The sequence below is a fragment of the Aeromonas sp. D3 genome, assembly GCF_027705025.1.
Lineage (GTDB): Bacteria > Pseudomonadota > Gammaproteobacteria > Enterobacterales > Aeromonadaceae > Aeromonas > Aeromonas salmonicida.
On record NZ_JAPDBE010000057.1, the window covers coordinates 1 to 22,345 of the forward strand.

Here is a 22,345-nt window from a genome sequence, read left to right on the forward strand (position 1 = left end):
TATTAGCTGGTCAAGGATGGCGATCATACCTCAGAAGCCGCGCCACGCCTCGCTCATATGAGGGGATGGTTAAGGTTTGATCCGGGTCGCATGCGGGATCATGGCTTTCATTACTATGGTATTGGGCGGGGCGAGTCGGTAAATAGATAATGGAGGCGGGCGTTGAATGAAAATTTATCGCTCATCTCACCCATATTTTTTTACCAACCTGCTGGGCCGGTTTTGTCATAAAAAATAAACAGAGACGCACCTTGAGCTGATTTGGCTGAATAGCGCTATGAGCGTGAAACTCTATGCGGTTATGGCATGGTCACATCTTGTAAAGAGGGTGATGTGAACGCCTTCTTTATACTCATGTAATTGCTATGGATTATCCCTTGACCGGGAAATATGAGGGCAGGTTTATCTCGTGATGACCGGCATCTTATTTATCTGACTTTCATCAGTGCGAATTTATTTATTCGGAAGGTGTGATTCGCTTAATTACATGCTTATAAAGGTACTCATACTTGCCCCAAATGGCCTGTCGATGATTCGGCGGGCCATTTTTATGTCCGGTAGAAAGGCCTGACCCCGGGCGGGAACTGTCAGGTTTGTTGCGCCGTCATGCCAGTTGCGCTGACAAGGCCCAGATTGGGATGGCAATCACCTGGCTATTCCGGTATATCGTCCATCGGTGCGCTGCTGAAGGTCGCTTTTGACACTATGTTGATGCTCTCGTGCAGTTCGCTGTAGACGATCACGGCCAGACCTTGCTTCAGCTGCTGTCTGACCTCGTCGACCTTGTCAGCCAGGCTGACGTCATGCTCACCGTACTCGGTGCCTTCCCGCAGGACGAAGTGTTCGAGCAGGTTGTTGAGGGTATCGGAGTCCAAGTCTTGCCAGGGGATAATCATGGGGTCATCTTCAGTTACTAACGTGTGGATATTGTCTATTGGTTGTCAGCGAGCGCAAGGAGTTTATCGGGCTGCAAGCGGGTGTGATCATGCTGACTGATGAGCAACGTCGCCTCTCCACCCGCTTTGATCACCATCTGTGCGAATCGCGCCGCCATGCCCTGAGCAAGGGGCTGTTCTGGTTCTGGGCTGTCAACCAGCTGGCACTCCTGTTCCTGCTTGCCCGTTTCTATGTCTATCAGGATGCCCATCTGGTGGTTGCCCGCATACTGCCCTGGCGTTATGAGATGCAGCTTGCCCTGATGACCCTGGCCTGCCTGCTGTTTCCCCTGTGCTGGCGCTGGTTGTCGAGGCAGCCGCTGGCGCTCTGGCGGCCCTGCTTGTGCGCCGGGGCGCTGTTGTGGGGCCTTGTCTGGGCACTGTTTGGCTATGCCATCGCCCTGGTTGAGCTGAGAGGGGGCTTCAGTCTGGCGTTCGACCTTATCAGCTTGCTGCTGATGACGGCGCTGATCGCCCTCTATTGCGAGGCGCGGCTGTTTTACTGTTTCAGCGTTCCGCCCTTGCTCTTTCTGTTGCTGGAAGCCCTGTTTGTCAGAGTGCCGTTTCCCATTGTGCACGGACTGGCGGTGGGCTGCCTCGTCATACTGCTGGAGACAGGGCGGCGCATGCTGAACGGCTGGTTCGTGCTGGCGGTCTCTCGGGAACACGAAAATCTGGCGCTGGCCCGTCAGCTCGATGGCATGGCCAAACAGGATCCCTTGACCGGCTTGGCCAATCGGCGCCATTTTACCAGGGTCAGCGAGCAGATCCTGGCCGAGGTGCGCCAGCAGCATGGTGACTTTGCCATCCTGCTGCTGGATGTGGATTTCTTCAAACGCTTCAATGACCACTACGGTCACCTGCAAGGGGATAACTGCCTGATTGCGGTGGCGGATTGCCTGCGTGAGGCGGTGCGACAGCCAGCCGATGTCGTGGCTCGCTATGGTGGGGAGGAGTTCGTGATCCTGCTGCCCGGCGCCGATGCCCTGCTCGCCGCAGACATTGCCAGGCGGATCGCCGCCGTCCTGGCGGCCCGCACCATTCCCCATGCGCAGTCAGAGGTCTCTTCCAATGTGACTGTGAGTCAGGGTATTGCCTTGTGGCGTGAAGATGAGTCGGTTGCCGACATGCTGGCACGGGCTGACGAGGCGCTCTATCGGGTCAAGGAAACGGGCCGCAACGGCTACCTGATATCTTCCTGAGTCTGCTCCTGCAACCATTGGCTGATGCGCTCCTCCAGCCAGAAGCGGGGGCGCCAAGGCGTGCCGTGCAGGAAGCCTACATGGCCTCCCCGCCGGCTCAACTCGTAACGCACCATGGGTGAGAGTTGCTCCGGCCGCGGGATCACGGCATCCGTCATGAAGGGATCGTCGGCGGCGTGGATCACCAGGGTAGGAATGGGGATGCGTGCCAGTAGCCCCAGACCCGAGCAGCTCTGGTAATAGTGGTCTGCACTGGCAAAGCCGTGCAGGGGGGCAGTGACCTGCTCGTCGAAGTCGCGCAGGGTAGCAATCGCTTGTACCTGCTGGGGCTGCCAGCGTTTGCCCGCCTCGGCCTGGCGACGGATCTTGCTTTGCAGGTTATGGCGCATGGTGCGCAGCAGATAGTTTTGGTACACCCGCGAGAATCCCTGATTGACCCGATCGGCGCAGCTGTCGAGCTGTAGCGGTGCCGAGATCACCACGGCTGCCTTCAATTCCTTCGGGCAGGCCCGCGCCAGCAGATTGACCAGCATGTTGCCCCCCAGTGAATAGCCGATGGCGATCATCGGCTTGCCGGGAAAGCGCCGTCCCAGCTCGGCGATCAGCGCCTGTGCATCCTCGATGGCACCGGAGTGATAGGCCTGCAGCAGGCGGTTGGGCTCGCCGCTGCAGCCGCGAAAATGCATCAGTACCGCCTCGTCCCCCTGGCGCTGCAGATGGGCAAACAACCCCTTGGCATAGTGGGAGTGAATGCTCCCCTCCAGGCCGTGAAACAGCACTATCAGTGGCCGCTCCCCCTGGCTGATGTCACCGCTCCAGGCGAGATCGACGAAGTCCCCGTCTGCCAGTTCAAAACGTTCTGGCACGAAACGGGCGGGGGCTCGTCGCAGCCACTTTGGCAATATGGTTTGCAGATGGGGATTACGCGCCCACCATGGGGCATGGAAGTGACTCTCTATGAGCATGATGGGGTCCGAAACAGGCATCAGGGCATGAAAAGCACGGCGAGAAGGGACGCTTCTCGCCGGTTTGGGTCAGGCCAGCAGGCTGTCGTGGTGCTCGGCACCGCGCAACATGGCCTGGACCATTTCGTTGGCCTCAAACTTGGTCAGCGCTTCGTGGGCACCCACCTGATGGGCCCGCTCCACGCTGATCTCGCTGGAGAGCGAGGTGTGCAGGATGATGTAGGCACCCGCCAGCGTCGCATCGCTTTGCACCTCGAAGGCCAGTTCATAGCCGTCGAGTCCCGGCATCTCTATGTCGCTCACCAGTATGTCGATGGGAGTCTTCTGGCTGGCGCGAGCCTGCATCAGGGCCAGTGCATCCTTGCCGTTGGTGCAGACTTCGTAGGGAATATTGATGTAGTCGAGGGCGGCCATCAGCTGGCGGCGGGCGACGGAGGAGTCATCCACCAGCAGGATCCGCATCGGCTTGATCCGCTCCCGCTGCACATCGGTCAGCACAGGATAGAGGTGGCTGGGGTCGTCCGGGTAGACCCGTGACAGTATCAGTTCCACATCCAGCAACTGGATCAGCTGGTCGTTGACCCGGGTCACCCCGGTCACGAACACGTTATGGCCGAGAGCCGCGGGAGGGGACTCGATATCGCGCCAGTTGCACTCGGTGATCTTGTCGATGCCGCGCACCAGAAAGCCCACCAGGGTGCGGCGACAGTCGGTGATGATGATGAAGCAGCTCGGCATCTCCTCCTTGCTGATAGGGCGATAACCCACCGCCATGGCCATGTCGATCACCGGGATTGTGGTGCCCCGCATGCTGGCGGCGCCGAGCACGGTCGGGTGCGAGTGTGGCATGGCCGTGAGCTGGGTGTAAGGCACTATCTCCTTCACCTTGAGGGTGCCGATGGCAAAGGATTGTTTGGCCGAGAGATGAAACAGCAACATGCCCTGGGATTGGTTGGCCTTGCTTTTCATGGCAGATGTCCTGTGAGTCAAAACGGTATCAGTCAATTCAGGCCCCTAGCATAAAGGATTATAGGCGAAATGGCCCTCCCGTTATTAGCGACCGCGCGCCGTAAAACTGGACCCATTTCACCCATTTATTCACCTTGCTGACCTTATGGTGTGTCTGTGCGGGTCATGGCAATCAGGGGAGATCAGGCGGGCACTTGCTGGTCCAGGCTGGCGCCAAGCCAGTGTTGACACGCCAGGGCGAGAGCCTCTTCGTCCCGGTAGCCGAGCTTGGCTATCACCTGTTCCCGTTTGCTGCCGCTTTTGAGCAGGCGCACAGCTTGCAGCAGCTGCCACTGGGCGCTCAGGGCATCGGCCGTTAGGCCCGGATCTGTCATGCCTCGCTGGGAGAGGCACGCCTGCCAGGCGGCGTCACTGCCCGTTTGCTGGCCCGCCAGTGCCCGCCAGGCGCCTTGCAGCATCTGGTCACCATGTTGCGCGAGAGGACAGGCCAGCAGCTCGTCAAGCATCACCTGCAGGCGATAACCATAGGCCCCTTGCCAGTCGCGTGGGCGTTGCCACTGAGTCAGGCTGTCGAACAGGGCATCAAGTAGTGGTGTCGGGTGCAACCAGCCTGCCTGTGCAGGTTGGGCAACCCGCGGGGAACAAGTCAGCAAATCATAATGGCAGCCTGCCAGCGGGCTGAAGGCGGCGAGGGCATCGGCGCAGAGCCAGAAACTGTTACCCGCTGTCAGCAGCAATTCATGCTGGCCGAGTCGCAGCAGCGCCCCGCCCCGGGTTATTCGCAGCAACTGGCCCAGCGGCGCGCGTTTGCGGCCGCCAACCTGCAGGTGAGGGGAGGAAAAATGCTGACATTCGATGGCGTGATGCATGTAAAAACCCTGATATGATGCTGCCTGGAGGTAACAAAAATGGAAACCAGACGTAAAAAACGCTTCATTGCCGGCGCTGTGTGCCCAGCATGCGGCAAAATGGACACCATGATGCTGTATATGGAGCATGGAGTCGAGAAGGTGACCTGTGTCGACTGCGGGGATACCCAGGTGCAGACTCAGGCCGAGGTGGACAAGCTAACCCGTGAGACCGAACAGGTCATAGGGGTGTTTCGTCCCGAGTGAGGTTATCAGCAGTACCAGAAAAGGGGCGTAAGTCAGGCTCATCCCGTTTCGCAGTGATGACTTTTTCATCATGACGGAGGGGGCCCGACCATATGCTTGGCCACCTTTTTGAGGTATTCTGAGCCCGTTTTTTTCTATCCGCAGGATCCCTGACATGAAAGTAGCTCCCCTGAGCGTGGTTACGCTGGAATACACAGTCACTGACGAACATGGTGAAGTCATCGACACCACTGTCGGTAAAGAGCCTCTGGTGTATCTGCACGGTACCCGTTATCTGGTCTCTGGCCTCGAAGCCGAGCTGGAAGGCCGTAGCGTGGGTGAGGCGTTCGACCTTACTCTGGCACCGAGCCAGGCCTATGGCGAATACGACGAAACCCTGGTGCAAGAAGTACCTGGCGAGTTGTTTGACGGCATGGAAGTGTCTGAAGGGGATACTTTTGTGGCCGAGACTGACGATGGTCACCGTCCGGTTACCGTCATTGAAGTGTCCGAAGCGTTCGTCAAGGTGGATGGCAACCATCCGCTGGCTGGCGTGACCCTGGGCTTCAAGGTCGAGATCAAGGACGTCCGTGCTGCCACTGCCGAAGAGCTGGCTCACGGCCATGTTCACGGTGCCGGTGGTTGCGGTCACGATCATGGTCACGACCATGACCACGATCACGGCCATGAGCACGGTGGTTGCTGCGGTGGTGGCCATGGTCACGATCACGGTCATGACCACGGCGATGAGCAGGGTCATGGCGGTTGCTGTGGCGGCGGCGGCTGCGGTGGCAAGGGTCACCAGCACTGATCTGTACCCCGGGCCTGGCCCGATAAAAAACCCGCGTTTATCGCGGGTTTTTTTATGGTGCAGAGACAACCGCTCAGTAGTGCGGGGGCGGCGTCTCTTCGGCCATGCTGGCAATCTGGCTAGGTTGTACGCTTTGCAGTTTATCTACCAGCAGCTGGATCTGGTGCTTGAGTCGATCCAGCTCACGGCCCTGGGTGGTGACCTCCTCGTTGAGCTGTTCCACCGTGTACTCGGCGAAAGCGAGACGGCTTTCCAGGGTTTCGATGCGATCGTTAAGTTGCTGACTCATGGGCCTTTAGGTCCTTACTTGATAGTCCAGATTTCGGCCAGACCACTGGAGCTGGCGCTGACAAGGTGGCTATTGTCGCGCAAAGCCACGCCGTAGACCACTGCACTCGGCGGTTTCACCTTGGGATGGGGCGAGACGCGCCAGCTTTGCAGTTGGGTGCCATCGCTCACCTGCCACAGGGAGAGCTGGCGGGAGGGGGCGCCCGTGATGAGCCATTTGCCGTCGTTGGCGAAGCGGGCACTGGTGTAGACCTCGAAGCGATGCGCGAACTGCAAGCGGCTCACCTCCTTGCCTGTCTTGAGATCCCAGATGCTGGCCTGACGGCTGTCCGCTGTGAAGGCGAAACGGCCCAGGGGATCGAGCCTTGCCATTACCACCCGACCGGCGTGGTTGAAACGCCATACCACCTGACCTGAGCGGGTATTCCACAGATAGGCGCTGTAGTCGTTGCCGCCGGTGAGGGCGTAGCGACCATTGGCGGAGAGATCCACCGTATTGACCTGCTCTGTGTGGCCGAGAAATTGCAGCCGGCGGCCGCTCTGGGTGTCGACCACCTCCGCCTTGCCATCTTCACGCCCGATCAACACCTGGCGGCCATTGGCCGACAGCGCTATGTCCCTCAGTTTGGATTCAGGTAGCGAGTAGTAGCCTTGGGAATGGCCATCTTGCAGGCGCCAGATGGCGAAGGTATCCAGGGTAGCGGTCACAGCATGACTGTTGTCTGCCGAGAAACGGGTCACTATGGGGACATTGTCCGGATTGTCGGACTGACGCCAGCGCCAGCGCTCCTTGCCCTGCTCCAGGTCCCACACGACTGTGCCCTGGTCCAGACTGGAGACGACGGCCTGTTTGCCGTCACTGGCAAGGTCCGCACTCAGCAGCCCCTGGCTGTCGAGGATGACTTGCTGGCCCGGTTGGGCGCTCCGCTCGCAACCGGTCAGTATCAGACAAATACCGATGAGATAAATGGCACTTTTTATCATTTTTCCTGTCTCATGCTTTCGTTACCTGCGATCACGGCGTTAGTATAAGGCGCTTATCACGATAAACCTCTCATTTCACGAAGGAACCGAGAGCGGTATTTAGAGTTTTGGAGAAACTGATGAACAATTTTCTGAAGGTGTCCCTGTTGGCTGCGGCGGTTGCCGTGAGTCTGACTGCTTGCCAAAAAGATGAGAAGCCGGCTGCGAACAACGCAGAGGTCAAGGCAGAAGCCAGCAAGCCGGCACAGGCCCCCAAGGCTGATGCCAAGAGCTTTGAAGAGCAATCCGGCTATGCAATTGGCCTCTCCATGGGTCGTTATATCGCCAATACCCTGGAACGTCAGCAGGAACTCGGCATCAAACTGGACAACAGCGTCATCCTCAAGGGTGTGACCGACGGTCTGGGTAAAGAAGCCAGCATGACTGACGAGGAGATCCAGAAGGTTCTGCAGCAGTACGATGCCAAGATCAACGAGTTGACCAAGGCCAAGGCTGACAAGGATGCCGTGGATAACCAGAAGAAGGGTGAAGAGTACCTGACTGCCAACGCCAAGAAAGAAGGTGTGAAGAGCACCGAATCTGGTCTGCAGTATCTGGTCGAGAAGATGGGTGACGGCGCCAAGCCGAAAGCCACTGACATCGTCAAGGTTCACTATACCGGTACCCTGACAGACGGCACCAAGTTTGACAGCTCCGTCGATCGCGGTGAGCCGGCTACCTTCCCGCTCAACCAGGTTATCCCTGGCTGGACCGAAGGCGTGCAGCTGATGCCGGTCGGTTCCAAGTTCAAGTTCTTCCTGCCGTCCAAGCTGGCTTATGGCGAGCACGGCGCAGGTTCCATCCCGGCCAATGCCGTGCTGGTGTTCGATGTTGAGCTGCTGGCGATCGAGAAGCCGGCTGCTGATGGCGACAACGCCAAGAAGTAAGCGCCCATCGTTGAAAAAACGGCTCCTTAGGGAGCCGTTTTTACTTGTATCTCCCTGCGAATGGCGGGATAAAAGAGAGGCCGCGCCAGCTGTGGTAACATGGCGGGCAAGACCTGAAATAGACAACGAAATCAATCGCAAGGATGGCTCCCGTGGCTGAAAGCAAACCTCGAGTCCTGTTGGTGGAAGATACCCGCAGTCTGGCGGTGGTTTATGAACAGTATCTGGCCCAGGATGGCTATGAGGTGCTGTTGGCCGATTGTGGTCAGCAGGCGTTGGCGCAGCTGCTGACCAGCCCGCCACCTGTGGTACTGCTCGACCTTGAACTGCCCGACATGTCCGGCATGGACATTTTGCAGCAGATCACCGAACAGCAGCTGCCCTGTTCCGTGGTGGTGATCACCGCCCACGGCTCCGTGGATGTGGCGGTGGAGGCGATGCGCCTCGGTGCCTTCGACTTCCTGACCAAACCGTTCGATGGCAAGCGGCTCTGTGCCACTGCCCGCAATGCCCTGAAACATCAGCAACTGAGTTCGCTGGTGGCCCAGTATCGGGAAAATTTCGAACGCAGCTCGTTCGCCGGCTTTATCGGTGCCTCCATGCCGATGCAGGCCGTCTATCGCATCATAGAGAGCGCGGCGCCGAGCAAGGCGACCGTCTTCATCACGGGGGAGAGCGGCACCGGCAAGGAGGTGTGCGCAGAGGCCATTCACCAGTGCAGCCCCCGCAGCGAGCAACCCTTCATAGCGCTCAACTGCGCCGCCATTCCCCATGACCTGATGGAGAGCGAGATCTTCGGTCACGTCAAGGGCTCCTTTACCGGCGCCCAGGGGGATCGCAAGGGGGCGGCCAGTCTGGCTGATGGCGGTACCCTGTTCCTGGACGAGATCTGCGAGATGGATCTCGACCTGCAGAGCAAGCTGCTGCGCTTCATCCAGACCGGTACCCTGCAACGGGTCGGCAGCGGCAAGCTGGAGACGGTGGATGTACGCTTCGTCTGCGCCACCAACCGGGATCCGCTGGTGGAGGTGAAGGCGGGACGTTTTCGGGAGGATCTTTACTACCGCCTGCACGTGATCCCGCTGAGCCTGCCACCGCTGCGCGAGCGCGGCGAGGATATACTGCTGCTGGCGCGTAACCTGTTGCAGAGCTACGCAAAGGAAGAGAACAAGCGCTTCAAGGATTTCGATGTGGAGGCGGCGCGGGTGCTGCTCGATTACCCCTGGCCTGGCAACGTGCGCGAGCTGCAAAACGTGGTGCGCAACATAGTGGTGCTCAACGACAGAGAGCTGGTGAGTCCTGACATCTTGCCACCGCCGCTGAATGGCAGTCGGGGTAGCATGCTGGCCGCGACAGCGCCGCTGGCCACGGCTGGCAGTGCCACCTTGCCTTCTTTCAACGCGCCGATACGCCCGCTCTGGCTGGTGGAAAAAGAGACCATAGAGCAGGCTATCGCCAGCTGTGACGGCAACATCCCCAAGGCAGCGGCACTGCTGGAGATCAGTCCCTCCACCATCTATCGCAAAAAGCAGGGCTGGGAAGAGACGAGCCTGGTCTGAAGCTGGTGTCGGGATGGCATCCGTCATCTTGGGCAGATGAGCTTGTGCGCAGGGCGGCCAACTGGCCGCCTTGCTGCTTTGTTAGAGGCTGTTTGCTAGAGCTTGGCGAGATGCTTGAGTCTGGCCAGTCGCTCCGCCTCGTTGGCCTTGAACCAGCGATCCTGTGACAGCAGAAACCAGGCGCGGGAGAAGTATTCGGGCGCAGCCGGATCGTCCAGCACCAATGCATTCTCCCCCAGCTCCTCGAACAGATAGCCATCCTCCGGCTCGCCGGCCTCTGCCATCTCCTCCTGCAGCTGCTTCAGCTCGGCCAGCGCCTGCTCGTGCAACCCCTGTGCCCGGGTCAGTCGCGCCAGACTCCAGCGGGCGATGAAGGCCTTGGCCGTATTGTTATGTTGTTCGTGCCAGGCAAGACACTTTTGCTGGAATACTCTGGCTTCATCAAAGCGTCCCAGCTCGAACAGGGTCCAGCCCTGATTGTTGTAGAGGCTGGCGAGCCAACCGCGCACCTTTTCATCCTGACTGCGTTCCGCCAGCTCCATGGCCAGCTGATGCCAGCGGCTCTGCTCATCCAGTGGCGCGGCTATGGCTATCATGTGTGCCGCATCGATGGCCAGATAGAGCTCCTTGCTCTTGAGCCCCCACTGCCAGGCTTGTTCGAACAGGGTTCTGGCAGTGGCTTTGTCGCCGGCGGAGTTGAAAGTTCGGCCGCGCTCCAGCAGGGCGCGAAGGCGGGCTCTCGGGGTGGCATCGGTGAGGCGGGGTTCTATCTCGTCGAGCAGCTGGTGGGCCTCGGCAAACTGGCGCTGCAGGGAATGGGTACGGGCGATCTGGGTCAGCAACTCCAGCTCGAGTTGCAGGTCGGCAGCAGCACGCGCCTCGGGAAGAAGTGCATGAAAACGCAGGGCACTGGCGGCGGGATCCTGATAATTCCACTGCGCCATAAAATCGTGTGACTTGTCCATCTGGCCTCCTTGCCGGTGATATTGTCACCAATATGCCTACGGGCCATTGTTTGTACAAGGGACGCCCGTCACAGAGCGCCCCTTGAGTCATGTCAACGCCAGCGGCCAGCCGATCAGTAAACCATGGCGAGGCTCATCAGCATCAGGCCGAGGGCAGCGAAGGCACCCTCCTTGATGGCAAGACGCGGCACCAGCGCCTTGGGCAGGGCCGGAAACAGGGTCAGGGCAAAGCCAAGCCCGGGCATCAGCCAGTGAAAGGCCGGGCTGCGCAGGGCGGGATCGGCGGCGCCGTTGATCACTATGAGCAGGATGAACAGAGTGAAGGCGGGCAGAATAAACCAGCGGGCACTGCCGGCGGCGACGGCCCGCAGCGGAGAGATGCGATAGAGCACCAGGGTCACGATAAACAGCACCAGGGGTGCCAGCAGATAGAAGGGGGCCGGGTTCATGGCAAGTCTCCAGACGACAAGAGGCGGGATTTAATCAGTCGGAAGGGGAGATGACCAGCATGCTGCCCCCAGCCTGTGAAGAGGATCCCAGGTAAAGGTTTGCGCGCTCAGTGCAAACCGAACCAGGCAGCGGCGAAGCCAACCCAGCTCAGCAGCAACAGGATCCAGGGCAGGGGATGCTGGCGGGAGACCTCGACAAGCTCAATGTTGCACTCCTCCTCATGCCCGGCTTGCGGCTGCTGTTTTGCCTTGGTTTGCAACTTCTTCTGGCGACTGGCCTCGCGAGCCCGCGCCTTCATCTGCTTCTTGTATTCGTCTATGCCTTTCTGGATCCCCTGGGCGATCAGCTGGGTCTGTTCTTTGGTCTGTCCCGGCTTCTGGTTGGCGCGAGCAATTTTTTGCGCCTCTTGCTGGGTCTCGGGGGAAATCTTGTCGTACTTGGCCATCAAACATTCTCCTCGGCATCGATGGGCGGGGAGTATGCCATAAAAACGGCGCCCTCAGGCGCCGTTGCAATAGCATGTGAACCGGATCAGGGCTTGAAGTAGGTCACGGTCGCATAGGGCAGCGGATTGAGGGTGCCCAGGGACTCGGCGTACTCCATGAACATCTCGTTCTCACCGACGCCAGAGTCGACATAGTCACCCTTGTTGGGCAGCTCTTCGCGCTTGAGCAGACCGCTGTAGCCATCCTTGCCGGAGGCGATATAGGTGTTGGCACCGACACGGTACACCTTGTCGTCGTCCAGCGGCTGCCACTGGCCGTTGGCATCCAGCAGCTCCAGCTTGGTGATGCGGGACCCCTTGGCCTGTTTGCCGTCATAGGTGTAGCTCAGGTGGCCGACGTAAGGGAAAGCACCGCTGGAGGCACCAATCCCCGTCTCGTGGCCGATGGAATAGTCAACGGCGTACTCCAGGGTGGCGCGTACGTCTTTGCCCTTGAGGTTGAAGGCTGCGATCTTGTTGCCAAACGGCAGCAAGGTGCCCATCACGTAACCGACGGAGAGCGGGCCCGCGTTCACATCGGCGCGCACACCACCGGCGTTCTGGATGGTGAAGTCGACCTTGGTATTGAGTTTGTTGAGCTTCCAGTAGAGGGATTCGGCTACCAGAGGATCGATCAGACCCGCGCCATCCGGGGTGGCCGGCACGCGCACATGGGGCAACTTGGTCGGCACGTCGGCGATGATCTTGGCCTCGAGCTCGGCCACGGCCGGTTTGTACTCTGTGTCGATCACATCGCGCATGGCGGTGTTCTCCGGCACTATCTCGATGACGGGTGACTTGGTGATGAAGTCGACCACATTGGTCTGCTCGCTGCCACTCAGGGGCTCTTTCTTCTTGGCCACGTCCTTGGTGAAATCGTCGCCCGTCATCAGGGTATTGCGCCCCTCACACTTGGTGATCTGGCCTTCCTTGCTCAGGGACACGTTGACCAGGCCATAGCCTTTGGCCCATTCACCGGCCTGCACGATACAGGTCTTGCCACCGTCCGGATTGCCAACCAGCTGGGCATAGGTGTTGTCGTCGTCCGGATTCTGGTTGTGGGCCGTGTAGCCTATGGTGTTGATCTCGTTGATGTCGCCGAGGAAGGTCTGGGAGTGACCGCCGACAATCAGGTCGATACCGTTGACCGCCTTGGCGACGGCCTGGTCATTTTGCAGACCGATATGGGTGACCATGATGATCTTGTTGGCGCCTTTTGACTTGAGGGTGTCGACCATTTTCTGGGCGGTTTCAATCATCGGCAGGAATTGGGTATCGGTATCCGGTGAAGAGATATCATGCATATTTTCCAGCACCAGCCCGAAAATACCCACGCTCTCGCCATTTATTTCTTTAATGACATATTCATGAATATTTTCACTGTCTTTCAGGGTGGCGCTACTGGATTTCACCATGTTGGAAGCCAATACAGGGAAATTCACCCGTGAGACGAAATCTTTAATGGCCTGATTGCCCAAATCAAATTCGTGGTTGCCCAGCACCATGGCATCGATACCCATGTCGGAGAGCAGGCGAGACTCCTCTTCCCCCTTGAACTGGGTGAAGTAGAGAGTGCCCTGGAAGGCATCACCACCGTTGAGCACCATGAAGTTGCGGCCTTCGTTGGCGGCCTGGCTGCGCAGCTCGTCCAGCTTGAACTTCAGACGGGGATAGCCGCCCAGTTTGGCGTAGAATTTGAACAGCTCCTGGCCGGTGGGCTGGATGGCCAGCGCATTTTCGGTCGGGTCGAGGTGGGCGTGGGTATCATTGATATGGGCAATGGTCAGATCCAGCGGAATATGCTCCTTGCTGCTGTTTTCTGAATTGCAGGCGGTCAGCCCGAGCAGAGTAATAGAGACGGTGACGGCCAGTAACGTCTTCTTCATTGGTAATAATCCTCTTGTTGTTATTGTCCTGTATATCGTTCCTGTATGACAGGAGTGTGGCGATTCTAGGCAAAAAGCAGTAATTGGAAATAAAGAGAGCTGATTCCTTTGAGCTACTGCACATTAATAAAGCAAACAAACGTTTGCCAGATTGTTTAACGCCATCACCACAGACTAATGACAAGTTTCACATTGTTGCATCGGCACCCGAGCGTCGCTGAGGGATCATGCCGCTTGATGGGGGTCTGTCTGCTCCGGCACAGGGGCGGGCAGCAGTCGCAGGAACTGGACCGGGGTGAGCGGACGGCCATAGAGGTAGCCTTGCAGGTAGTTGACGTTGCGCTCTGTCAGGAAGTCAGCCTGCTCCTGGGTTTCGACCCCTTCGGCGACGGTTTCCAGTCCCAGCCGGGTGGCCAGACTGATGGTGCTGTCAAGAATATGACGAGAGAGGGCGTTGGTGCCTATCATGGCGACGAAGCTCTGGTCGATCTTGAGGTAGTCCACGTGAAACTGTTGCAGATAGGTGAGGCTGGAGTGGCCTGTGCCAAAGTCGTCCAGACCTATCTTGACCCCCATCTGGCGCAGCTCGCCGAACAGCTGGTCGGTCAGTTGGCAGGGGGTGATCAGTTCCCGCTCGGTCAGCTCCAGCACCAGCGTTACCGGATTGCTGGCGAAGGCGGCCAGGAATCGGCGGCAGTCGTCGATCAGGCTCATCTCCTGGCAGTGCTGGGCACAGATGTTGAAACCGAAGTGAAAGCGGGGCGGCAGTTGCGCCACATGGGGGGCAAACTCCAGACGAACCTGCTGCATCAGGGTCTGGGTCATCAGTATGATGAGGCCGCTCTCCTCCGCCAGCGGGATGAAGAGATCCGGCCGGATCAACCCCTGACGATGGTGCTGCCAGCGCATCAGCACCTCGCAGCCATGGAGCTGACCACTCTTGCTGTAAACGATGGGCTGCAGGTAGGGAATGAACTCCTGTTTGATGATGGCGCGCTTGAGCTCCTGAGTCGGGGTGGAGATATGGCTCCACCAGCGATAGGTGGCAAGGCCGGCCAGCCCGCCCAGAGTCAGGATCAAGATGATGACGGTGCTCTGCTTTTTCAGCGTGAGCAGCAACACGGCTTCCAGCGGGAATCCCTGATTGAGGCTGTAGCCGAATGCCGTCGAACTGAGCGGGTAGTTGAACCCCCGAAACACAGGGGCGACACCGTCGTGGATCCGGCCCTTGATATCGAGCCACTGCTCACCTATCTGCACCCAGCTGTTGGGCCCGCCAAGTCGCCATTGCAGCGGTTTGCTCAGGTGGTAGGGGTTGATGGCAACCACTACCCCATGATCGCCTTCGCTCAGGCGATAGAACAGCAGCGAGGGCTTGAGTCCGAGCCGGGTGACGGCTTTGAGCTTGAGCCGCTGGTGCTGGCCGTTTTGCAGCTCATCCTTCAGGTTGATCTCGTCGAAGATGGAAGAGCAGTAGAGGCGACCATGGCGTGAGAGGTTGACCGAGCGTACATAGGGGGAGGTGGCAACCAGTACTCTCAGCTCGCGGGCAACCTCGTGACAGGGGCGGCCCACCAGCGGCAGTGCGGCCCGGGCCGCCTGGGTAGAGTGGTAGAGGGCGCTGTCTATCTGCACCATGGCACGCTCGGCGGCATTTTGCGCCTGCTGGCGGGTCATGGACCAGGTCTGCCAATAGAGAGTGGCGAGGGAAACCAGGATCAGGGTTGCGCAGCACAGCAGGCTGGCCAGCAAACGAGGCATGTTGCCGCTACGCAGAAAAGAGAGAGCCATGAACCACGCCTCGGTGAACGGAAATTGAACAAAAAAAGGGCGGTCATACTACACAATCACGAACCATTCTCATAGCGACCATATTGAGGGGCTGTGGCTGGACTTGCAGGGGAGTGGGTTGGAGAGGGAACGCAGGGAGTCAAAAATAACAGAGGCGGCCTTGGGCCGCCTCTGTTGTCTTCGCAGGATAAAGAGCGTTTACAGCTGCTCGATACCGACAATGTGCCAGGGTGCATTGTCCTTGGCCAGGTTACGCTCGAGGTGCCACACCTCTTTGATGTCTTCCTCGACCTGCTCCTGACGGTCCATGTAGCGGCCGCTGAAGCGTACGCTGACCTGGGCCCAGTCGCTACCGTAGTCGGCACGCACCAGCTGGGTATCCACATACATGACTTCGGTATGCTGCTCGCCGGTCAGCTCTGCGCGTTCGGCTTTGAGCTGTTCGAACAACTCAGGGCTCACATACTCACGCACTTTTTCCAAGTCGTTTGCGTTCCAGGCTTCTTGCAGGGTGCGATAGTGATCGCGTGCACCGGACAGGAAACTGTTCATGTCAAAACCTGGCGGCAGACGGAACGGCACGTCGCTGTCGGCAAAGCCGGTCGCTTGCGGCGCACTGCTGCTCTGTTCGAACTGCTGCGGCGCAGCCGATGGCGGCTGATAGCCGGCGTAGGCCGTCTGTGGTTGAGGCGAGGGGGCCTTGCTCTTGCGCATGGCGCGGAACAGGAAGACAGCACCCAACGCCAGCAGCGCGATCAGTAGCATGTCCATGCCTTGCAGACCTTCGAAGGCGCCGCTACCCAGCAGGTAAGCGAACAGACCACCGGCCAGCAGGCCGCCGAGCAGGCCGCCCATCATGCCGCCTTTCTTCGGTGCGGCCTGAGCCCCGACCGCCGGGTTCTTGGTGTCGACGGGTTTGGCCGCCGGTTGGGCCGGAGCTGTTTTGTAGCTCTTGCCAAAGGATTTACCGCCGCCAAATTTCTTGGCCTCGGCAATGGGTGCCCCCAGGCCAATGGCCAGGATCACGGCAAACAGGGTCAGCATCTTTTTCATTTTGACTCTTTTCACTCTCATCAGTGGATGGGGACATGGTCTGCTTTAGCAAGCTCAGCGAGGTGCATGACAGGCTGCCTGTCCCTCGTTGTAGTGCAGCTTGCGGCTATGATTAACATCGTTGGCATGAATTATTCATGAACAGATTACACTCCATTCCGGGGCAATCAGAGGAGAGAATGGCAATGAAAAATCGACGACCGAGCCGCAAGGAGCGCAAGCTGCGCAACAAAACGAGAGCCAAGCAGCAGGATCAGACCCTGGTCTGGCCCTTCATCATGGTATGAGACAGCGGCATATTTCATCAGCAAGCGGCGCCATTGACCATCAGGAGGGCGCTTGTGTCAGACAGAAGTGAATAGCGTGCATTAGCACTCGCGATGGCGGGGTTTCTTTTGTAAAATTCCCGTCCCCTTCCCGCTGCGGTTTTTATGTGTATGGCAGAGCAAGTGACGGCGAAAAAAGACGCCAAGACACAACAGCTGAAAGTTCCTCCCCACTCTTTTGAGGCCGAACAGTCCGTACTGGGCGGCCTGATGCTGGATAACGAGGCCTGGGATCGGGTTGCCGAACGGGTGATCGACAAGGATTTCTACAGCCGCCCTCACCGGCTTATCTTCCAGGCCATGACCCGCCTCTCCAACGCGGGCAATCCCATCGATCTCATCACGCTGCAAGAGGAGCTGGAGCGCTCGGAGCAGCTGGAGGAGTCCGGTGGTTTCGCCTATCTGGTGGAGATCGCCAAGAACACCCCGAGTGCCGCCAACATCAATGCCTACGCCGAAATCGTGCGTGAGCGGGCGGTCGTGCGGGAGATGATCTCGGTCGCCAACGAGATAGTCGAAGCAGGCTACGAGCCGCAGGGACGCACCTCGGGCGATCTGCTGGATCTGGCCGAGAGCAAGGTGTTCCAGATCGCCGAACAGCGTACCAGCGCCAATGAGGGGCCGCAGCCGCTCAAGCTGATCCTCGAGCAGACGGTCGACAAGATTGAAGAGCTGTTCAAGACCCCTCACAACGGCGTGACCGGGGTGTCGAGCGGTTATGGGGATCTGGACAAGATGACCGCCGGTCTGCAGCGTTCGGACTTGATCATAGTTGCGGCTCGTCCCTCCATGGGCAAGACCACCTTTGCCATGAACCTGTGCGAGCACGCGGCCCTCACCGCCGAGAAACCGGTACTCATCTTCTCGCTGGAGATGCCCTCCGAGCAGATCATCATGCGTATGCTCGCCTCGGTGGGGCGCATCGACCAGACCAAGGTGCGTACCGGTCAGCTCGACGACGAGGATTGGGCACGCCTCTCCTCCACCATGGGATTGCTGCTCGAGAAGGGCAAGATGTATATCGATGACGCCTCCGGCCTCACCCCGACCGACGTGCGTTCCCGCGCGCGCCGTATTGCCCGTGAGCACGGCGGCCTCTCCATGATCATGATCGACTACCTGCAGCTGATGCGGGTGCCCGCGCTTTCCGATAACCGGACCCTGGAGATAGGTGAAATCTCCCGCTCCCTCAAGGCGCTGGCGAAAGAGTTGCAGTGCCCCGTGGTTGCCCTGTCCCAGCTCAACCGAAGCCTGGAACAGCGTGCGGACAAGCGCCCGGTCAACTCGGATCTGCGGGAATCCGGCTCCATCGAGCAGGATGCGGATTTGATCATGTTTATCTACCGTGATGAGGTGTATCACGATGACAGTCCCGACAAGGGGATTGCCGAGATCATCATCGGCAAGCAGCGTAACGGCCCCATAGGCCGTGTGCGACTTACCTTCCAGGGGCAGTTCTCCCGGTTCGACAACTACGCCGGTCCGGCGTTTGATGACGACTATTGATGAAAACCCGTGGTGATGGCGGATTAGATACCATCACGAAAGCCCTGAAAGGTAGCCGAGTTCTCATCGGTCAACCGCGTAACGGTGCCAATAGGGCCGCGTGCGCCTTACCTTCCAGGGGCAGTTCTCCCGGTTCGATAATTACGCCGGTCCGGCGTTTGATGACGATGACTAAGTAGGGGTCGGTCTGCGCACCCATATCGGTGCCTGGGTCCCCCCAGATCCAAGACACAGTTTTCCCGGTTCGACAATTATGCCGGTCCGGCCTTCGATGATGACAATTAAGGGCTGACACCACACGGTGCCTGGTGCATTCACGCGCCATCATGCCCTCGTAAGGGAAAACAGATGAAAGCGGCTATTGCCCAAATCAATACAGCGGCCCTGCGCCACAACCTCGCCGTGGTCAAACGGCATGCCCCCGATTGCAAGATCATTGCCGTGGTCAAGGCCAACGCCTATGGCCATGGCCTGCTGCCGGTCGCCCGTACCCTGGTGGATGCGGATGCCTACGCAGTGGCCCGCATCGAAGAGGCGCTGATGCTGCGCTCCTGCGCCGTGGTCAAGCCCATAGTGCTGCTGGAAGGCTTCTTCTCGAGCGCCGATCTGCCTGTGCTGGCGGCCAACAATTTGCAAACGGCGGTGCACACCTGGGAGCAGCTCGAAGCGCTGGAGCAGGCCGAACTGCCGGCTCCTGTGGTGGCCTGGCTCAAGCTCGACACCGGCATGCACCGGCTCGGGGTGCGCGCCGATGAGATGCCCGCCTTTATCGCGCGTCTCGCCAAGTGCAAGAACGTGGTGCAGCCGTTCAACATCATGACCCACTTCAGCCGCTCCGATGAGCTCGAACAATCGACCACCCGCGAGCAGATCGACTTGTTCAGTCGCCTCACGGCACCGCTCCTGGGCGAGCGGGCCATGGCGAACTCAGCGGGTATTCTGGCCTGGCCAGACTCCCACTGCGACTGGGTGCGCCCCGGCGTCATCCTGTACGGCGTATCCCCCTTCCCCAATACGGTGGCGGCGGATTACGACCTGCAGCCTGTGATGACCTTGAAGACCCAACTCATCGCGGTGCGAGATCACAAAGCGGGCGAACCGGTAGGCTATGGCGCCAATTGGGTGTCTGACCGGGATACCCGGCTCGGCGTCATCGCCATCGGTTACGGCGATGGCTACCCGCGCATGGCGCCCAACGGCACCTCAGTGCTGGTCAATGGCCGCATAGTGCCCCTGGTGGGCCGTGTTTCCATGGACATGACCACAGTGGATCTGGGGCCGGGCGCCACCGACAAGGCCGGTGACGAAGCCGTGCTCTGGGGTGAGGGGCTGCCGGTGGAACGGGTCGCCGACGAGATTGGCACCATCCCCTACGAGCTCATCACCAAGCTTACTTCCCGGGTCTTTATGGAATACGTCTAGGCTCGGCCAGCATCAAACGTAAAAAGCCCCGTCAGGGGCTTTTTTTTTCGACAACATGCCGGCAATTACTGCCGATGCATCCGCACAAACTTCTCCAGCAACTGATCTTCGGTTTCCACGTGGGCCGGATCCCGGATGATGCAGTCTGTGAGACGCAGACGCTACTGCCTGTGCATCCGCACAAACTTCTCCAGCAACTGATCTTCGGTTTCCACGTGGGCGGGATCCCAGATGATGCAATCGATGGGGCAGACGCTGATGCAGGTCGGCTTCTCATAGTGACCGACGCACTCGGTGCAGCGACTGGGATCTATCTCGTAGATCTCCTCACCCAAGCTGATGGCCTGGTTCGGACACTCGGGATCACACATGTCGCAGTTGATGCACTTGTCGGTAATGAGCAGAGACATATCAGGCCGCCGAGTGCGGCTGACGGGTGTCCTGGCGATCGCCGAGGTTGCGCAGCAATATGCCGTAGTTGATGTCGATCTCTTTGGGGACTGGCACATAGACAACGTGGCCGTTGCCCGGCGCCGTGTCGATGAGCTCGCCCTTGCGGTTCTGCATCTGCTCCAGATTGAAGCTGACGTTGCCCTGCGGAGTCATCAGCTCCAGGCTGTTGCCCACCAGGAACTTGTTCTTCACTTCCACTTCCACCATGTCGCCCTGGCGACCGGTGATCTCGCCGACGAACTGCTGGGTGTCGGAGACCGAGTAGCCGTAATCGTAGTTCTGGTACTCGCTGTGGTTGTGACGGCGCAGGAAGCCCTCGGTGTAGCCACGGTGGGCCAGATTTTCGAGGGTGCCCATCAGGGTCGGATCGAACGGGCGACCGGCGACCGCATCGTCGATGGCCTTGCGATAGACCTGGGCGGTGCGGGCGCAGTAGTAGAAGGACTTGGTACGGCCTTCAATTTTCAGGGAGTGCACCCCCATCTTGGTCAGGCGCTCCACGTGCTCGACGGCGCGCAAGTCCTTGGAGTTCATGATGTAGGTGCCGTGCTCATCCTCGAACGCCGTCATGTATTCACCGGGACGGTTGGACTCTTCCAGCAGCACCAGCGCATCGCTCGGTTTGCCAAGGCCCAAAGTGTTGTCCGGGCGAACTGCGATGGGTTCCTGACGGTGGACTATCTGGCCCACGTCATCTTCCTTGCCCTCGTGCACCTTGTACTCCCAGCGGCAGGAGTTGGTGCAGGTGCCCTGGTTGGGGTCACGCTTGTTGATGTAACCGGAGAGCAGGCAGCGGCCCGAGTAGGCCATGCAGAGGGCGCCGTGGACGAAGACTTCCAGCTCCATCTCTGGCACCTGCATGCGGATCTCTTCGATCTCGTCAAGTGACAGCTCGCGCGACAGAATGGCGCGGGTCAGGCCCATCTGATGCCAAAACTTCACCGTCGCCCAGTTGACCGCGTTGGCCTGCACCGAGAGGTGAATGGGCATGTCCGGGAAGGCTTCGCGCATCATCATGATGAGGCCCGGGTCTGACATGATGAGCGCATCCGGCTTCATCTCCACCACGGGACGCATGTCGCGGATAAAGGTCTTGAGCTTGGAGTTGTGGGGCTGGATGTTGGCCACCACATAGAACTGCTTGCCCAACGCGTGGGCCTCGTTGATGCCGAGCTGCAGATTCTCGTGATCGAATTCGTTGTTGCGCACCCGCAGGCTGTAGCGTGGCTGACCCGCATAGACGGCGTCGGCGCCATAGGCATAGGCGTAACGCATATTCTTGAGGGTCCCGGCGGGGGAGAGCAATTCTGGTCTGAACATGTTGGACTCTTAGTATCTGATTGCAAATCAGGACGGAACTACCTAATAGTTCCTATTAAACAATGGCTTATCACGTATTTTTTATAGTGTATAGCCGTGTGTAGTCGGGGGTTTCCAAACCATAAATATTTTACCACCAAACCCAACAGTACACAGCTTTGCTGAGGATTGCGCTGAGGTATATCCAGCCAGGCAACCCGCAGCAGAATGCCTACATAGAGCGATTTAACCGCACTGTGCGTTACGACTGGTTGGGCCATTACCTGTTTGAGTCACTGAATGAGTTACAGGAATTTGCCACGAACTGGCTGTGGGTTTATAACCATGAGCGGCCCAATATGGCGCTGGGCGGCTACACGCCGAAACAGCGCTTGGCACAGGCCGCATGACCTCTACTTTTGAGTGCTCCAAAAAATGGGGGGATTACCCTTCACCAAAACCTGAGCAACGCGACGTTTCAACACCAACGACAGCAAACACCAATGCGTGACGTGAAAGGCGTTGACCGAATCACCGGTTGCGAATTGATGATGGCGCAAGAGCGCCTTGCTAAGTGCAAATCCGGGTTGTCACTTTGCAATGGGTAATTCGTCTAATGCCGTGGTATAGCGGGGACTGAGTTTTTCACGCCTCATAATCCAATCACTGTTGTCTCTCCCACAAGATCCAAAATGAATTTTTCCTAATCGTCCCTGGTTGATTCGGTCGATCATCTGCATTAGGTCCTGACTGCGGGGCTTATGTTGATGATGGTCGAACAAATCTCCCTGCTGGCTGCCGATAGGAGTGAAGTCGGCTAGCATCACGCCCCCTTTTTGGTAGCGGTGCCCATCCCGCCAGATACGAGAGAGCAGTGAGTGGATCAGTCCCAGCAGCGCTCTAAATAGCTGTTTCGAATAGTAGATCACTGGGGGAAGGGAACTCAGTCCAGTTTGTGCGATCTCATTAGTCGCCAA

The 22,345-nt window shown here is 58.7% G+C and carries 22 protein-coding genes and 1 pseudogene; 8 read left to right on the forward strand and 15 right to left on the reverse strand.

The genetic code is table 11. The features are described from left to right. Positions 1-653 precede the first annotated feature (653 nt). Positions 654-896, reverse strand: coding sequence for a YheU family protein (locus OKC28_RS21210; protein WP_021138320.1), 243 nt, complete (start codon positions 894-896; stop codon positions 654-656). Between the two features lie 89 nt (positions 897-985). Here OKC28_RS21210 and OKC28_RS21215 point away from each other — a divergent pair, with 89 nt between their 5' ends. Then, entirely contained in the window at positions 986-2,137 is a 1,152-nt protein-coding gene (locus tag OKC28_RS21215) for a sensor domain-containing diguanylate cyclase (protein WP_333562747.1), read from the forward strand. On the opposite strand, the gene OKC28_RS21220 is transcribed toward OKC28_RS21215, so the two are convergent. From OKC28_RS21220 to OKC28_RS21230, 3 genes are all read right to left on the reverse strand, one after another. Continuing rightward, entirely contained in the window at positions 2,119-3,102 is a 984-nt protein-coding gene (locus tag OKC28_RS21220; RefSeq protein WP_270691058.1) for a hydrolase, read from the reverse strand. The two genes, OKC28_RS21215 and OKC28_RS21220, sit on opposite strands and share 19 nt — an antisense overlap. A gap of 69 nt (positions 3,103-3,171) precedes the next feature. Continuing rightward, positions 3,172-4,071 (reverse strand): chemotaxis protein, encoded by a 900-nt coding sequence (locus OKC28_RS21225; RefSeq protein ID WP_005311791.1) that lies wholly within the window; start codon positions 4,069-4,071, stop codon positions 3,172-3,174. A 182-nt stretch (positions 4,072-4,253) separates the two neighbouring features. Continuing rightward, complete coding sequence (locus OKC28_RS21230) at positions 4,254-4,940, reverse strand: hypothetical protein (RefSeq protein WP_270691059.1); 687 nt, start codon at positions 4,938-4,940, stop codon at positions 4,254-4,256. A gap of 39 nt (positions 4,941-4,979) precedes the next feature. Here OKC28_RS21230 and OKC28_RS21235 point away from each other — a divergent pair, with 39 nt between their 5' ends. Then, positions 4,980-5,186 carry a YheV family putative zinc ribbon protein gene (locus OKC28_RS21235; protein WP_034523471.1) on the forward strand — a complete coding sequence of 69 codons (207 nt, stop codon included), beginning with the start codon at positions 4,980-4,982 and terminating at the stop codon, positions 5,184-5,186. A gap of 154 nt (positions 5,187-5,340) precedes the next feature. Next, positions 5,341-5,976 (forward strand): FKBP-type peptidyl-prolyl cis-trans isomerase, encoded by a 636-nt coding sequence (locus OKC28_RS21240; protein ID WP_021138314.1) that lies wholly within the window; start codon positions 5,341-5,343, stop codon positions 5,974-5,976. Between the two features lie 73 nt (positions 5,977-6,049). Here OKC28_RS21240 and OKC28_RS21245 read toward each other — a convergent pair whose 3' ends face one another. Both OKC28_RS21245 and OKC28_RS21250 read right to left on the reverse strand, forming a co-directional pair. Next, positions 6,050-6,265: a SlyX family protein gene (locus OKC28_RS21245; RefSeq protein WP_111589480.1), complete on the reverse strand. Its 216-nt coding sequence runs from the start codon at positions 6,263-6,265 to the stop codon at positions 6,050-6,052. 14 nt (positions 6,266-6,279) lie between these two features. After that, positions 6,280-7,248, reverse strand: a complete 969-nt coding sequence (locus OKC28_RS21250) for a WD40 repeat domain-containing protein (protein ID WP_270691060.1) — start codon at positions 7,246-7,248, stop codon at positions 6,280-6,282. 119 nt (positions 7,249-7,367) lie between these two features. On the opposite strand from OKC28_RS21250, the gene fkpA reads away from it, so the two are divergent. Both fkpA and OKC28_RS21260 read left to right on the forward strand, forming a co-directional pair. After that, positions 7,368-8,174, forward strand: a complete 807-nt coding sequence (gene fkpA / locus OKC28_RS21255; RefSeq protein WP_270691061.1) for an FKBP-type peptidyl-prolyl cis-trans isomerase — start codon at positions 7,368-7,370, stop codon at positions 8,172-8,174. Positions 8,175-8,326: 152 nt separating this feature from the next. Next, positions 8,327-9,733, forward strand: coding sequence for a sigma-54-dependent transcriptional regulator (locus tag OKC28_RS21260; protein ID WP_042468441.1), 1,407 nt, complete (start codon positions 8,327-8,329; stop codon positions 9,731-9,733). Positions 9,734-9,828: 95 nt separating this feature from the next. On the opposite strand, the gene OKC28_RS21265 is transcribed toward OKC28_RS21260, so the two are convergent. From OKC28_RS21265 to OKC28_RS21290, 6 genes are all read right to left on the reverse strand, one after another. Next, positions 9,829-10,698 (reverse strand): tetratricopeptide repeat protein, encoded by an 870-nt coding sequence (locus OKC28_RS21265; RefSeq protein WP_270691062.1) that lies wholly within the window; start codon positions 10,696-10,698, stop codon positions 9,829-9,831. Between the two features lie 113 nt (positions 10,699-10,811). Further along, positions 10,812-11,147 carry a hypothetical protein gene (locus OKC28_RS21270; protein WP_017412614.1) on the reverse strand — a complete coding sequence of 112 codons (336 nt, stop codon included), beginning with the start codon at positions 11,145-11,147 and terminating at the stop codon, positions 10,812-10,814. 107 nt (positions 11,148-11,254) lie between these two features. Beyond that, a complete protein-coding gene (locus OKC28_RS21275; RefSeq protein WP_270691063.1) occupies positions 11,255-11,593 on the reverse strand; it encodes a DUF2956 domain-containing protein in 339 nt (112 codons plus the stop codon). Positions 11,594-11,679: 86 nt separating this feature from the next. Further along, a complete protein-coding gene (locus tag OKC28_RS21280; protein WP_270691064.1) occupies positions 11,680-13,518 on the reverse strand; it encodes a bifunctional metallophosphatase/5'-nucleotidase in 1,839 nt (612 codons plus the stop codon). A 225-nt stretch (positions 13,519-13,743) separates the two neighbouring features. Then, on the reverse strand, positions 13,744-15,309 hold the full coding sequence (locus OKC28_RS21285; RefSeq protein ID WP_270691065.1) for an EAL domain-containing protein: 1,566 nt from the start codon (positions 15,307-15,309) through the stop codon (positions 13,744-13,746). 198 nt (positions 15,310-15,507) lie between these two features. After that, on the reverse strand, positions 15,508-16,362 hold the full coding sequence (locus tag OKC28_RS21290; protein WP_021140910.1) for a Tim44 domain-containing protein: 855 nt from the start codon (positions 16,360-16,362) through the stop codon (positions 15,508-15,510). 437 nt (positions 16,363-16,799) lie between these two features. Between OKC28_RS21290 and dnaB the strand changes: the two genes are divergently transcribed. Continuing rightward, entirely contained in the window at positions 16,800-18,194 is a 1,395-nt protein-coding gene (gene dnaB / locus OKC28_RS21295) for a replicative DNA helicase (RefSeq protein ID WP_021140911.1), read from the forward strand. A gap of 348 nt (positions 18,195-18,542) precedes the next feature. Beyond that, on the forward strand, positions 18,543-19,616 hold the full coding sequence (gene alr / locus OKC28_RS21300) for an alanine racemase (protein ID WP_005311825.1): 1,074 nt from the start codon (positions 18,543-18,545) through the stop codon (positions 19,614-19,616). 161 nt (positions 19,617-19,777) lie between these two features. Here alr and OKC28_RS21310 read toward each other — a convergent pair whose 3' ends face one another. Both OKC28_RS21310 and trhP read right to left on the reverse strand, forming a co-directional pair. Continuing rightward, positions 19,778-20,026 (reverse strand): YfhL family 4Fe-4S dicluster ferredoxin, encoded by a 249-nt coding sequence (locus tag OKC28_RS21310; RefSeq protein WP_096120054.1) that lies wholly within the window; start codon positions 20,024-20,026, stop codon positions 19,778-19,780. A 1-nt stretch (position 20,027) separates the two neighbouring features. After that, positions 20,028-21,389 (reverse strand): prephenate-dependent tRNA uridine(34) hydroxylase TrhP, encoded by a 1,362-nt coding sequence (gene trhP / locus OKC28_RS21315; RefSeq protein WP_005311829.1) that lies wholly within the window; start codon positions 21,387-21,389, stop codon positions 20,028-20,030. Positions 21,390-21,556: 167 nt separating this feature from the next. Between trhP and OKC28_RS21320 the strand changes: the two are divergent. Continuing rightward, a pseudogene (locus OKC28_RS21320) lies at positions 21,557-21,778 on the forward strand (integrase core domain-containing protein); the annotation flags it as partial. A gap of 180 nt (positions 21,779-21,958) precedes the next feature. Here the strand turns inward: OKC28_RS21320 and OKC28_RS21325 are convergent. Next, the coding region (locus OKC28_RS21325; RefSeq protein ID WP_270691066.1) for a DUF4113 domain-containing protein at positions 21,959-22,345 on the reverse strand (387 nt) is incomplete at its 5' end.

Bases quoted from the DNA above. Each gene is read 5' to 3' on its own strand.
- OKC28_RS21210 (WP_021138320.1), bottom strand. From the start codon at position 896: ATGATTATCCCCTGGCAAGACTTGGACTCCGATACCCTCAACAACCTG.
- OKC28_RS21215 (WP_333562747.1), top strand. From the start codon at position 986: ATGCTGACTGATGAGCAACGTCGCCTCTCCACCCGCTTTGATCACCAT.
- OKC28_RS21220 (WP_270691058.1), bottom strand. From the start codon at position 3,102: ATGCTCATAGAGAGTCACTTCCATGCCCCATGGTGGGCGCGTAATCCC.
- OKC28_RS21225 (WP_005311791.1), bottom strand. From the start codon at position 4,071: ATGAAAAGCAAGGCCAACCAATCCCAGGGCATGTTGCTGTTTCATCTC.
- OKC28_RS21230 (WP_270691059.1), bottom strand. From the start codon at position 4,940: ATGCATCACGCCATCGAATGTCAGCATTTTTCCTCCCCTCACCTGCAG.
- OKC28_RS21235 (WP_034523471.1), top strand. From the start codon at position 4,980: ATGGAAACCAGACGTAAAAAACGCTTCATTGCCGGCGCTGTGTGCCCA.
- OKC28_RS21240 (WP_021138314.1), top strand. From the start codon at position 5,341: ATGAAAGTAGCTCCCCTGAGCGTGGTTACGCTGGAATACACAGTCACT.
- OKC28_RS21245 (WP_111589480.1), bottom strand. From the start codon at position 6,265: ATGAGTCAGCAACTTAACGATCGCATCGAAACCCTGGAAAGCCGTCTC.
- OKC28_RS21250 (WP_270691060.1), bottom strand. From the start codon at position 7,248: ATGATAAAAAGTGCCATTTATCTCATCGGTATTTGTCTGATACTGACC.
- fkpA (WP_270691061.1), top strand. From the start codon at position 7,368: ATGAACAATTTTCTGAAGGTGTCCCTGTTGGCTGCGGCGGTTGCCGTG.
- OKC28_RS21265 (WP_270691062.1), bottom strand. From the start codon at position 10,698: ATGGACAAGTCACACGATTTTATGGCGCAGTGGAATTATCAGGATCCC.
- OKC28_RS21270 (WP_017412614.1), bottom strand. From the start codon at position 11,147: ATGAACCCGGCCCCCTTCTATCTGCTGGCACCCCTGGTGCTGTTTATC.
- OKC28_RS21275 (WP_270691063.1), bottom strand. From the start codon at position 11,593: ATGGCCAAGTACGACAAGATTTCCCCCGAGACCCAGCAAGAGGCGCAA.
- OKC28_RS21280 (WP_270691064.1), bottom strand. From the start codon at position 13,518: ATGAAGAAGACGTTACTGGCCGTCACCGTCTCTATTACTCTGCTCGGG.
- OKC28_RS21285 (WP_270691065.1), bottom strand. From the start codon at position 15,309: ATGGCTCTCTCTTTTCTGCGTAGCGGCAACATGCCTCGTTTGCTGGCC.
- OKC28_RS21290 (WP_021140910.1), bottom strand. From the start codon at position 16,362: ATGAAAAAGATGCTGACCCTGTTTGCCGTGATCCTGGCCATTGGCCTG.
- dnaB (WP_021140911.1), top strand. From the start codon at position 16,800: ATGGCAGAGCAAGTGACGGCGAAAAAAGACGCCAAGACACAACAGCTG.
- alr (WP_005311825.1), top strand. From the start codon at position 18,543: ATGAAAGCGGCTATTGCCCAAATCAATACAGCGGCCCTGCGCCACAAC.
- OKC28_RS21310 (WP_096120054.1), bottom strand. From the start codon at position 20,026: ATGTCTCTGCTCATTACCGACAAGTGCATCAACTGCGACATGTGTGAT.
- trhP (WP_005311829.1), bottom strand. From the start codon at position 21,389: ATGTTCAGACCAGAATTGCTCTCCCCCGCCGGGACCCTCAAGAATATG.